A 10,662-nucleotide genomic window follows, 5' to 3' on the forward strand; every position below is an offset into this window, starting at 1 on the left:
TGGTGGCACTCGCGGCACTGGGCTGCACCATGGCCCCAGCGGCGCAGAAACCCTCGCAGGCGCAGCGCGCCGATATCGAGCGATTGCTGGCCGTCTCGGGCGCGGAGGATCTTGCCAAACAGATGGGCAAAGCCACGGCTGCGCCCATGCTGAGCGCGCTCGAGGCGGCGCACCCGGACTGGCCGTCGCGCGCGTTTGACATCATCGAAGAGGAAGTGATCTCGGTCTACAGCGAGCATCTGGGCGCCTTCAAGCGCCGGATCATCCCGCTCTACGCGGAGCATTTCACGCCAGCGGAGATCAAGGGCCTCATCGCCTTCTACGATACAGACCTCGGGCGTAAGACCGTCACGGTGATGCCGCTATTGACCGAGGCCACCATGCAGCTCAGCCAGCAGTGGAGCCAGGCGCTGACACCCACCATTGAGGCAAGGGTGATGAAGCGGCTCGAGGCCGAGGGTATCAAGCTCAAGTAACCCTGGCTCGGGTCACGGTTCGGTCAGGCCAGCCGCGTTTGGGGCGGCTGCACGGCCCGGCGCAGCGCATCCGGCAGAGTCCGGTGGCCGTTGGCGTCGACCCCCACGTGGACGGTGCGGGCGCTGGCGGCGAGCTCGCCCTGGGCGTCGAGAAAGCGGTATGCCACGGTGAAGGCACTGCCGCCGACCCCCGCGACGCCGAGCCGGACAGTCACGGCATCGCCATGGCGCAGCGGCCGCCGGTAGTCCGCCTCGGCGTGCACCAGGGGCAGCCGCAGCCCGCCGTCGCGGAGCATCGCATCCAGCGGGAAGCCGAGCTGGGCCATCCAGGCCTCGTAGGCGTCATGGGCGTGGCGAAGCAGGTGCGCGAAGAAGAGCACGCCGGCGGCGTCGGTGTCGTGCAGTGCGACGCGGAAGCGGTGCTCGAAGATGGGATCGCTCATGCTGCGGACTTTAGCGCCGCGGGGCATTGCGTTAAACCTAGAAAGAGCGGCCGTAACGGCGCCCACCTGGCAGGTGACGTGCCTCGTCTAGCGAGGCATCCAACAACCGCGGGCATTTCGATGCGACTGGAAGCGGTCAACTGCTCTTTCTAGGTTGCAGCCTCGGCGCCGCGCCGCCCGTCTCCAGCGCCGCCGCCAGCGCGGCGCACGGTGCCTCCAGCAGCAGGTTGTGGCCGGCGCCGGGGATTATTCTGACGTCGGTCCGCGGCCGTTCCCGGGCGATGCGCTCGGCAATGGCGGCGAATTTGCCATCCCGCGCGCCGGCGAGCCAGCACAGGCGTCCCGGCCAGCGCACCAGGGCCTCCCAGGTGCCGGGCATCTCGGCGAGGCCGAAGCAGGCGAGGCTGGCGGCCAGGCCGTCGGCGCGCTGGGCCAGGCGTCGGCGGCGCTGTTTGGCGATGACCTGCGCCGGCAACGCCGCCTGGCTCGCGAACAGCGGCTGCCGTTCCCAGGTGTCGACGAAGGCATCGATGCCCTGCTCGCGCAGCAGCGCAACCCAGTGGGCGTCCGCCGCGCGGCGGGCTTCACGCTGGCCGGCGTTGATGAGCCCCGGGTGCGCGGCCATGATGGTCGCCGCGCCGAAGCGCTCCGGCGCCGCGGCCAGCAGCGACAGCGCGATGCGCCCGCCGAGGGAGTAGCCTGCCAGCCGGTCGATCGTCGTCGGCAGCGCCGCCAGCAGGCGCTGGATCTCGCTGCGGAAATCGCTTGCGGGCGCCGGGCTCGCGCCGTGGCCGGGCAGGTCCGGTGCCAGTGCCGCGGGTGCGTTCGCCGGCCACGACGCCCAGTCGGCGCCGCTGCTGGTGAAGCCATGCAGCAGGAGGGTGCTCGGGGGCCGCGACGGGTCGCCGAAGCGGCGGCACGCATAGCCCGGCAGCAGGTCGAGCCGCGTTGCAGCGGGCGTGTCGGATGCCTCCGCGCCGCTCATGGCGTTGCCACGCAGCCGCTGCCCGGGGTCTCCGGCAGCAGCAGCATGCCGTTTTCCACCGGTGGTGGTGCGCCGACATCCGTGGCCAACCAGTCGGCGGTCGCGAGGCCATGGGCCAAGCTGCTGCCGGTGGCCGCGGCGAGCTGCGCCTCGACCCAGAGTCCGGCGGCGGAGCTCACCAGGCTCGTCACCACCACCTCGCGGCCGGCGGCCCGCGCCTGCCCGGCGAGGCGCAGCGTGCGGCGCAGCCCGCCCAGCGCCGCCGGCTTCAGCACCAGCCGTCGTACGGGCAGGCTGCTCGGCGCAATGGCCGGGTGCCGGGCGAGGGATTCATCCAGCGCCAGGTCGAAGGGCGTCTGCGCCTGAAGGTGTGCGAGCGCACCGTCTTCCGGCTCCGCCAGAGGCTCTTCGAGGCTGTCGATGGGCAGACCCGCGAGGCGCTCGATCCACATTGCCGCAGTGGCCTCGTCCCAGGCGCCGTTGGCGTCCAGCCGCAGCCTGGCACCGGCCGGCAGCAGCGCGGCGGCGGCCTCGATGCGGGGCAATTCTATCGCCATGGACGCCATGCCCACCTTGAGCTTCAGCACGCGGAAACCGGCGCCGATGGCCTGCTCGACGGCGGCGGTCGCCAGGGTCGCGGCTGGCCCGAGCATGGCGTTGATCGCGATGCGGTCCAGCGCGTCCGGCCTCAGCAGCCGGCGCAACGGCAGGCCCTGGTCGCGGGCGCTGAGGTCCAGCAGCGCGGATTCCACGGCGCAGTCGGCCGCCGGTGCCGGGCTGGCAGCCGTGTCCAGCGCCGCGAGCAGCGCTGCGGCGCCGGCAGCGCTTTGGGCCTGCCACTGCGCCAGGCGCGCTTGTGCCTGCCCGGCGGTCTCCGTGCCGGCCTCGGGCAACGGCGCGCAGTCGCCGAAGCCGCTGAGTCCGTCCGCTTCGGCTCGGACGAGCCAGCCCGTTCGGTCGGTCATCAGGCCATGTGCAGTGCGCCAGGGACGCCGCAAGGGCAGGCGATAGGGGGTGAGCTCGATCCGTAGCGGCATGGCGGACCTGGCGAGGAATGGCACCGGACTCGGCTGTTAAGGCGGGCCGTCAGCCGCGCAGCAGGTGCGCGATCCAGCCCAGCACCAGGCCGAGGGCGTAGAGCGCCACCAGCAACGCCTGGTACTGCGCCGTGCGGGCGAGCAGGCCGTTGAGCGCGCGGCCCTCGCTGGCCGCGAGCTGCCGGATCAGCCACAGCGCCGCCGGCAGCGCCGCCAGCACCGGCCAGGTCCAGCCCGGCAGGCCGCCCAGCAGCAGCAGCGGGATTGGCGCCAACACGAGCCCGGCATAGACCCGTCGCGCGGCGGGGCGGCCCAGCATATGGCACAGGGTGCGGCGGCCGGCGGCACGGTCGGTGTCGAAGTCGCGGTAGTTGTTGAGCAGCAGCACCGCAGCCGCCGGCAGGCCCAGTGCAATGCCCAGACTAATGGCGCCGGCGGAGAGGGTGAGCGTTTGCAGGTAATAGCTGCCGGCTACCGCGGCGATGCCGAAAAAGCAGAGCACGTAGAGCTCGCCGTAGGGGCCGTAGGCGATGGGCCTGGGGCCGCTGGTGTAGGCGTAGCCGGCAGCGATGGCCGCGAGCCCGAGCAGCAGGATGGGCCAGCCGCCGCGGAGCACCAGCAGCAGTCCGAGCACGAAGCTGGTGAGGAATGCGATGTGTGCGGCGCGCTTCACCTGCGCGCTGGTGAACCAGCCCTGCGCCGAGGCCCGCGGCGGCCCGAGGCGATGCTCGGTGTCGGTGCCGCGCTCGAAGTCGGCCGCGTCGTTGTGCAGGTTGGTGCCGATCTGGATGCCGGCGGCGGCGAGCAAGGTCGCGAGCGCGGTCAAGGGCGCGAGGCGGCCGGTGTCCGCGAGGGCCAGCAGCAGCGCGCCCATGACGGGCGTAATCGCCAGCGGCAGCGTCTTTGGGCGCGCGGCGCTGACCCAGCGCAGCGTCCGTTCGCGCAGCGAGGCCGGGGCGGTCATGGTGGTTGCGCCTGGTGTGTCGGCCATGCTCAGGGTCTGCGGCGGTAGTGCGAGAAGTCCGGCGGGCGCTTCTCCAGGAAGGCGTTGCGGCCCTCCTGTGCCTCGTCGGTCTGATAGAAGAGCCCGGTGGCGTTGCCGGCCAGCTCCTGGATGCCGGCGAGGCCGTCGGTGTCGGCGTTGAAGGCGGCTTTGAGCATGCGCAGCGCCGTCGGCGAGAGCTCCAGCATGCGCCGGCACCAGTCCACCGTGGTGGCCTCCAGCTGCGCCAGCGGCACCACGGTGTTGACCAGCCCCATGGTCAGGGCCTCCGCGGCGTCGTACTGGCGGCACAGGAACCAGATCTCCTTGGCCTTCTTGAGGCCGACGGTGCGGGCCATGAGCCCGGCGCCGTAGCCGGCGTCGAAGCTGCCCACTTTAGGCCCCGTCTGGCCGAAGCGGGCGTTGTCCGCGGCGATGGTGAGATCGCACACCAGGTGCAGCACGTGGCCGCCGCCAATGGCATAGCCCGCCACCATGGCCACCACGGGCTTGGGCAGGGTGCGGATGCGCCGCTGCAGCTCCAGCACGTTCAGGTGCTCGGTGCCGGCCGCGTCGCGATAGCCGCCATGGCCGCGCACGCGCTGATCGCCGCCGGAGCAGAAGGCCAGCTCGCCCGCGCCGGTGAGGATGACGACGCCGACTTCCGGGTCCAGGTGCGCGCGGTGGAAGGCGTCCAGCAGCTCCATCACCGTCTCCGGGCGGAAGGCATTGCGCACCTCGGGGCGGTTGATGGTAATGCGTGCAATGCCCTCGGCGTGGTGATAGAGGATGTCCTCGTAGAGCACGTCTTCGGGCGCTAGCCAGTCCGGCGGTTGCGGGCTGGCATGGGGGGTGGCGTCTGGCATGGTCGGGGAGCGGTTGGCGGCTCGATTCGGAGCGGCGATTGTAACCGCGGTGCCGGCGGGCGGGGGACCTGAGCGTCGCGCCGCCCCCGGACCTCCGAGTGGCGGCGGCAGTCGGCGTGCAGGCGTCATCCCGCGATCATGGAATGGTGACGGTGCAGTCATAGGTGGCTGATAGCCTGACGTGGAGGCGCACCGGCACCCAAGACCGGCCGCCGCGTGCGCGGCACAGCTATTCATCCGCCACCGACAACGGGAGACCCGCCATGCTCCGTGTGCGCTCTGTGAAGCCGCTGTTGGGCGGCCTGATGGGCCTCGGCGCCCTGGCCGCCGTGCCGTCCATCGCCGCCGACTATGACGCGTACCGTGGTATCAACTCCATCGCGCAAGTCGGCCCGCGGCCCTATTTTCTGCTCGACCAACTCGTTGACGGCGAGCTGAAGGATAAGCTCAGTGCTTGTCCTACCGACGTATTCCGCAAGACCAAGTTCTCTATTGGCCACCGTGGCGCCGGCCTGCAGTTCCCGGAGCACACGCTGGAGTCCTATCTGGCGGCCGCGCGCCAGGGCGCCGGCATAATCGAGTGCGACGTTACCTTCACCAAGGACGGCGAGCTGGTCTGCCGGCATTCCCAGTGCGACCTGCACACCACGACGGACATCGTGACGCACCCGACGCTGAACGCGCAGTGCGAGCAGCCGTTCCAGCCGGCCACCTATGACGCGGATGGCAACAAGCTCACCGATGCGACCGCGCGCTGCTGCACCAGCGACATCACGCTGGCGGAGTTCCGGACCCTGAAGGGCAAGATGGACGGCGCCAACGCCGACGCCACCACGGCGCAGGAATACCTCCAGGGCACGCCCGGCTTTCGCACCGACCTCTATGCCGGCCCCGGCAGCGGCACGCTGATGACCCATGCCGAGAGCGTCGAGCTGTTCAAGACGCTGGGCGTTGGCGTCACGCCGGAGCTGAAGGCGCCGAGCGTCACCATGCCCTTCGACACCAACGGCGACGGCGCGCCGGACTTCACCCACGACGACTATCGCCAGAAGCTGATCGACGAGCTGCGCGCAGGCGGCATTCGCCCGCGCGATGCCTGGGTGCAGTCCTTCGAGCGCGACGACATCGACTACTGGGTCGCCAACGCGCCGGACTTCGCCGCGCAGGCCGTCTACCTGATCGCCGCCGACACACCGGCGCAGCTCGAGTCCTTCCTGGCCGAGTTGCCCACCTACAAGGCCGCCGGAATCAACTATGTCGCGCCCGCCACGTGGGCGCTGGTGGACGCGAGCGGCACCGACATCGTGCCGTCCGACTACGCCACCACTGCCAAGGCCGAGCGCTTGAAAATCATTACCTGGACCCTGGAGCGCAGCGGCATCTTGGCGGACGGTGACGGAGAGTACTACTACCAGAGCATCAACGACGTGCTCGCCGACCGGCAGAACGAGGGCGTGGCGCTGGAACTGCTGGACGTGCTGGCGCGGGACGTCGGCATCGAAGGGATCTTCTCCGACTGGCCGGCAACGGTGACCTTCTACGCCAACTGCATGGGCCTTTGAGCCGCCGGCGCCGGCCCTACCTGCGCCGCGGCCTCGGCATGCTCGGGCTAGTGCGCCGCCGTCGGGCGGCGTAGCGCTGAGCGCTCACGCGGGGTCGGACGCGGCGCTGCCCGATCAGCCTGCCGAGACCGACCGCAACGCCGCGCGGATGATCTCCTCCGAGGTCTCGGCGCCGTCGGCCACGGCGCGCGCCATGCGGTTGGCATCGGCGGGTTTGTAGCCGAGCGCCGTTAACGCGCTGATGGCATCGGCCAGCGGGTCGTCGGCGGCCGTGCCGGCCGGTCTTGCCGGGAGCACGGCCTTGGCCCCAGCGCCGAGACCGGCGAGCCGGTCCTTCATCTCCATCACCAGTCGCTGCGCGGTCTTCTTGCCGATGCCGGGCAGCCGGCTCAGGGCCGTCAGGTCCTCCTGCTCGACGCACAGCGCAAAGCGCTCCGCGTCCATGCCGGAGAGGATCGCCAGCGCCATCTTCGCGCCGACGCCCGTCACCTTGAGCAGCTCGCGGAACAGCGCCCGGTCGCGCGCGTGCAGGAAGCCGTAGAGCACGTGCGCGTCCTCGCGCACCGCGAGGTGCGTGATCAGCACCACGGTCTCGCCCACCGCCGGCAGGTCATAGAAGGTGCTCATGGGCGCCTCGACCTCGTAGCCGACGCCGCCCACGTCGATCAGTACTTGCGGTGGGTGTTTGGCGAGGATTTGGCCGCGCAGTTGTCCGATCATAGGCCCGGTCTCGTGAGTGAGACCGGACGATGCAACTTGCCGAGCGCGCGGTCAAGCATGGGGCTTGCGGCGGGCCGCGGCGCGCGCCGCTCGCTCTGGCCTATAGCGCCGCGCTGAGCGTGCGTAGGCATCCGTCGCGGGTCGGGCCTCTTGCGTCGGCCCGACCTACCCCGCTGTTCCGCCGCGCGGGCCGGGAAGGCGCGCGGGCAGCGCAAGCAGATGCGCTTCGCTTCTCGGCGCTGACGCCGAAGCGTATGACCGGCTCGAGCGTCTGCACGCCCCATCGCCAGGGCGGCTTGGTCGAAATCAGCGCCGGCACGTTCAAGGCCGAAAATCCCGCCAGCTCGCCGCGGCGCGCTTGCGCTGCGGGATGCCCATGGAGTGGGCGTGGCAGAGCGCGATGGCGAGCGCGTCGGCCTCGTCCTCGCCCGGCGGCTCGGCGAGGTTGAGCAGGATGCGCACCATATGCTGCACCTGCGCCTTGTCGGCGCCGCCGCTGCCGACGACGGCGAGCTTGACGGACTTGGGGCTGTACTCGTGCACCGTAACGCCGGCCTTGAGCCCGGCGCAGAGGATTGCGCCGCGGGCCTGGCCGATCTTCAGCGCGGCGGTGGGGTCGCGGGCGAAGATCAGTTGCTCGACGGCCATGTCATGCGGCTGGTGCTCGCCCACCAGCGCCGCGATGCGGTCGAAGATGAGCCCGAGCCGGTCCGGCCAGGGGTGTTGACCGACGCGGATGCAGCCGCTCTCGACCACCCGGCTGTGCCGGCCGTCACTGTCGATGACGCCGAAGCCGGTGTTGCGGGAGCCGGGGTCGATGCCCAAGATCCGCTGGCGCAGAGGGGGTGTGGAAGGCATCGTCATGATCCGTCAGGGCCGCGACGGCACGAGACCCCAAGAGAGTGCGTAGTGCGCACTTTCCGCTCGCCAATTGTCGCCTTGCCTTCGCTCCATGCCGGCTCCCCCGCTGGGACGCAACCCGCCTACGCGTCGAGCTCCGCCATGATCTCGTCCGCGATATCGGCGTTGTGATAGACCTCCTGCACGTCGTCGAGGTCTTCGAGCATGTCCACCAGCTTGAGCAGCTTCTCGGCGTTGTCGCGGTCGAGCTCGGCGCTGGTGGCGGCGTTGTAGGTGACCTCCGAGACGGTCGTGTCGAAGCCGGCCTGCGCGAGCCCGTCGCAGACGGCGCCGAACTCCTCCGGGGTGGTGACGACATCCAGCGACTCGTCGTCGTTGACCACGACGTCCTCGGCGCCTGCCTCAAGCGCCGCCTCCATGACCTTGTCCTCGTCGGTGCCGGGCTGGAAGCTGATGATGCCCTGCTTGGTGAAGAGATAGGCCACGGAGCCGTCCGTGCCCAGGTTGCCGCCGTGCTTGGTGAAGGCGTGGCGCACCTCGGCGGCGGTGCGGTTGCGGTTGTCGGTCATGCAGTCGACCATGATGGCGACGCCGCCGGGGCCGTAGCCCTCGTAGCGGATCTCCTCGTAGTCCTCGACGCCTTCCTCACCCGCGCCGCGCTTGATGGCGCGGTCGACGGTGTCCTTGGGCATATTGGCACCGAACGCCTTGTCCATGGCGAGCCGCAGGCGCGGGTTGGTGTTGGGGTCGCCGCCGCCCTCGCGGGCGGCGATGGTCACCTCCCGGATCAGCTTGGTCCAGACCTTGCCGCGCTTCTTGTCCTGCGCGGCCTTGCGGTGCTTGATGTTGGCCCATTTGCTGTGTCCGGCCATGCTCGCCTCTGCTGCTCTGTACGAAGTGGTGGGTGAAAGTCGTGAATCTGTACCTGCGGGTCCGCGGACGCGCGGTTGACGCGCAAGTTTAACATTCGCGCAACGGCGGGCTTCCCGGGGCTGAAACGGCGTCGGCCCGGTGGCGGCGCGTGTTGGGCCTGTTCGGGTGCGCTTGAACCCGGCCGCGCGCGGCGCAAGACTCACCAAGTCAATACGCAGGCCAGATCAGCGGCATCCTGGAGGCGCGCATGACCACCATCGTCAAATGTCCCACCTGCCAGCGCCCGGTGCCGTGGGTGCCGCAGTCCAGGTACAAGCCCTTCTGCAGCGAGCGCTGCCGAGTCATCGACTTGGGCGATTGGCTGGACGAGACGCATCGTATCGCGGAGCCTGCCGGCGAGGATCTCGGCCGGGATTGGCTCCCGGTCGACGCGGAGGAGAGCCGGCGCCGGCACTGAGGAGATTGGGCAAGTATTGGATGTAGGTCAGGTTAGCGCAGCGTAACCCGACGATGGGCGCCAGTCAGGGCGCGAGTAAGCCATTGATTGTCGGGTTACGCGATCGCTAACCCGACCGACGATGCCCGCGATGTCCGCGTTGCGGGCAATATTTGCTCGGTCTCCGAGCCGGCGGCGCTGATCTGCCCGTGGCTACGGCTCCGGCACCGCGAGCGGGCATCGACACGAACATCACCATGAGGACTACACCATGACCACATCCCCCGTCGCCGTCGTCACCGGCGCCTACCGCGGGCTCGGTCGCGAGACCGCCCGCCAGCTTGCCGAGCAGGGCCACCGGGTCGTGCTCACCGCCCGCCGCGAGGCGGAGGGCCGCGCCGCCGCCGAGAAGCTCGCGGCCGGCGGCGCCGACGTGCGTTTCGCGCCGCTGGACGTCACCTCGGCCGAGTCCGTCCGCGCTTTAAGGGACATGCTTGCGCGCGACTTCGCACGCATCGACGTGCTGGTGAACAACGCCGGCATCTTTCCGGACCCGAGCCCCGGCAGCCCCGCGTCCAGCATCTTCGAGGCGGACCTCGACACTATTCGGAGCGGTTTCGAAACCAACACGCTGGCGGCGCTCCGGCTCTGCCAGGCGCTCATTCCGCTGATGTCGGGCCGCGGCCGGGTTGTGAACGTCTCCTCCGGCATGGGGCAGCTCAGCGAGATGAACGGCTGCTGCCCCGGCTACCGGCTTTCCAAGACCGCGCTCAACGCCGTGACCCGCATCTTCGCCGACGAGCTGCAAGGCACCGAGGTCAAGATCAATTCCGTCTGCCCGGGATGGGTGCGCACCGACATGGGCGGTCCGAACGCGACGTTATCGTTGGAGGAAGGCGCCCGCGGCATCGTCTGGGCCGCCACCCTGCCCGCGGACGGGCCCAGCGGCGGCTTCTTCCGGCACGGCGAGCGGATTCCGTGGTGACGGCCGATGGTCAGCCGCAGGGCTGGCCTCGCGTGGGCTGTGGCTCCATTGGTTCGCATCGCCCCCAGTGTGACCGCCCGCCGATCGTCCGGAGCGTGATCGCACCGCGGTGAGTGCCCCGCGCCACCCCAGTGCCATCAGCTCGCCGGGCGGGGTGTCGCTGGCTCCCACAACTCCAGAGACCGGGCAAGCTCCGTAGTGTCGGGCTGAGGAACGCAGCCCGACACCGGGCGCGACCTGACCGCCTGTTCGTCGGGCCTCCTACGTCGGCCCGACCTACAGCGGCGCGCTTTGGACGGCGGGTGCGCAGTTCGGCCTCGAGTTCGCGGAGACTCATCTTCGTCCAAGCCCGCTGATGCACGCAGACACCGCATTGCGCCGACTGATCCCGCTCGCCCTGACCGCCGGGCTGCTCTTCGTCGCGGCGCTCGCCTTC

12 protein-coding genes are annotated in these 10,662 nt (G+C 70.2%); 4 read left to right on the top strand and 8 right to left on the bottom strand.

Annotation, left to right across the window (positions count from 1 at the left end; translation table 11 throughout):
- A partial coding sequence (locus LJE69_RS16915) for a DUF2059 domain-containing protein (protein ID WP_296927202.1) occupies positions 1 to 476 on the top strand: 476 nt, incomplete at its 5' end.
- 23 nt (positions 477 to 499) lie between these two features.
- Here the strand turns inward: LJE69_RS16915 and LJE69_RS16920 are convergent.
- The 5 genes from LJE69_RS16920 to menB form a co-directional block, all read right to left on the bottom strand.
- Positions 500 to 919 carry a thioesterase family protein gene (locus LJE69_RS16920; RefSeq protein ID WP_296927203.1) on the bottom strand — a complete coding sequence of 140 codons (420 nt, stop codon included), beginning with the start codon at positions 917 to 919 and terminating at the stop codon, positions 500 to 502.
- A gap of 136 nt (positions 920 to 1,055) precedes the next feature.
- Entirely contained in the window at positions 1,056 to 1,904 is an 849-nt protein-coding gene (locus LJE69_RS16925; protein WP_296927204.1) for an alpha/beta fold hydrolase, read from the bottom strand.
- Entirely contained in the window at positions 1,901 to 2,941 is a 1,041-nt protein-coding gene (gene menC, locus LJE69_RS16930) for an o-succinylbenzoate synthase (protein ID WP_296927205.1), read from the bottom strand. The genes LJE69_RS16925 and menC overlap by 4 nt, the downstream gene beginning before the upstream one ends.
- Positions 2,942 to 2,990: 49 nt before the next feature.
- A complete protein-coding gene (menA, locus tag LJE69_RS16935; protein ID WP_296927206.1) occupies positions 2,991 to 3,932 on the bottom strand; it encodes a 1,4-dihydroxy-2-naphthoate octaprenyltransferase in 942 nt (313 codons plus the stop codon).
- A gap of 2 nt (positions 3,933 to 3,934) precedes the next feature.
- The gene (menB, locus tag LJE69_RS16940) at positions 3,935 to 4,789 is read right to left on the bottom strand and encodes a 1,4-dihydroxy-2-naphthoyl-CoA synthase (RefSeq protein WP_296927207.1); all 855 of its coding nucleotides are present in this window, start codon (positions 4,787 to 4,789) and stop codon (positions 3,935 to 3,937) included.
- A 263-nt stretch (positions 4,790 to 5,052) separates the two neighbouring features.
- On the opposite strand from menB, the gene LJE69_RS16945 reads away from it, so the two are divergent.
- Complete coding sequence (locus LJE69_RS16945; protein WP_296927208.1) at positions 5,053 to 6,351, top strand: glycerophosphodiester phosphodiesterase family protein; 1,299 nt, start codon at positions 5,053 to 5,055, stop codon at positions 6,349 to 6,351.
- A gap of 114 nt (positions 6,352 to 6,465) precedes the next feature.
- Here the strand turns inward: LJE69_RS16945 and ruvA are convergent, their stop codons facing one another.
- The 3 genes from ruvA to LJE69_RS16960 form a co-directional block, all read right to left on the bottom strand.
- On the bottom strand, positions 6,466 to 7,071 hold the full coding sequence (gene ruvA / locus LJE69_RS16950; protein ID WP_296927209.1) for a Holliday junction branch migration protein RuvA: 606 nt from the start codon (positions 7,069 to 7,071) through the stop codon (positions 6,466 to 6,468).
- A gap of 321 nt (positions 7,072 to 7,392) precedes the next feature.
- Positions 7,393 to 7,929: a crossover junction endodeoxyribonuclease RuvC gene (ruvC, locus tag LJE69_RS16955; RefSeq protein WP_296927210.1), complete on the bottom strand. Its 537-nt coding sequence runs from the start codon at positions 7,927 to 7,929 to the stop codon at positions 7,393 to 7,395.
- Positions 7,930 to 8,054: 125 nt separating this feature from the next.
- The gene (locus LJE69_RS16960; protein ID WP_296927211.1) at positions 8,055 to 8,804 is read right to left on the bottom strand and encodes a YebC/PmpR family DNA-binding transcriptional regulator; all 750 of its coding nucleotides are present in this window, start codon (positions 8,802 to 8,804) and stop codon (positions 8,055 to 8,057) included.
- A gap of 248 nt (positions 8,805 to 9,052) precedes the next feature.
- Here LJE69_RS16960 and LJE69_RS16965 point away from each other — a divergent pair, with 248 nt between their 5' ends.
- Positions 9,053 to 9,262, top strand: coding sequence for a DNA gyrase inhibitor YacG (locus LJE69_RS16965; protein WP_296927212.1), 210 nt, complete (start codon positions 9,053 to 9,055; stop codon positions 9,260 to 9,262).
- 250 nt (positions 9,263 to 9,512) lie between these two features.
- On the top strand, positions 9,513 to 10,226 hold the full coding sequence (locus LJE69_RS16970) for an SDR family oxidoreductase (protein WP_296927213.1): 714 nt from the start codon (positions 9,513 to 9,515) through the stop codon (positions 10,224 to 10,226).
- The last annotated feature ends 436 nt before the right edge of the window (positions 10,227 to 10,662 follow it).

Origin of the sequence: Thiohalocapsa sp., assembly GCF_022340605.1 — a bacterium.
GTDB lineage: Bacteria > Pseudomonadota > Gammaproteobacteria > Chromatiales > Chromatiaceae > Thiohalocapsa.

Bases quoted from the DNA above. Each gene is read 5' to 3' on its own strand.
- LJE69_RS16920 (WP_296927203.1), bottom strand. From the start codon at position 919: ATGAGCGATCCCATCTTCGAGCACCGCTTCCGCGTCGCACTGCACGAC.
- LJE69_RS16925 (WP_296927204.1), bottom strand. From the start codon at position 1,904: ATGAGCGGCGCGGAGGCATCCGACACGCCCGCTGCAACGCGGCTCGAC.
- menC (WP_296927205.1), bottom strand. From the start codon at position 2,941: ATGCCGCTACGGATCGAGCTCACCCCCTATCGCCTGCCCTTGCGGCGT.
- menA (WP_296927206.1), bottom strand. From the start codon at position 3,932: ATGGCCGACACACCAGGCGCAACCACCATGACCGCCCCGGCCTCGCTG.
- menB (WP_296927207.1), bottom strand. From the start codon at position 4,789: ATGCCAGACGCCACCCCCCATGCCAGCCCGCAACCGCCGGACTGGCTA.
- LJE69_RS16945 (WP_296927208.1), top strand. From the start codon at position 5,053: ATGCTCCGTGTGCGCTCTGTGAAGCCGCTGTTGGGCGGCCTGATGGGC.
- ruvA (WP_296927209.1), bottom strand. From the start codon at position 7,071: ATGATCGGACAACTGCGCGGCCAAATCCTCGCCAAACACCCACCGCAA.
- ruvC (WP_296927210.1), bottom strand. From the start codon at position 7,929: ATGCCTTCCACACCCCCTCTGCGCCAGCGGATCTTGGGCATCGACCCC.
- LJE69_RS16960 (WP_296927211.1), bottom strand. From the start codon at position 8,804: ATGGCCGGACACAGCAAATGGGCCAACATCAAGCACCGCAAGGCCGCG.
- LJE69_RS16965 (WP_296927212.1), top strand. From the start codon at position 9,053: ATGACCACCATCGTCAAATGTCCCACCTGCCAGCGCCCGGTGCCGTGG.
- LJE69_RS16970 (WP_296927213.1), top strand. From the start codon at position 9,513: ATGACCACATCCCCCGTCGCCGTCGTCACCGGCGCCTACCGCGGGCTC.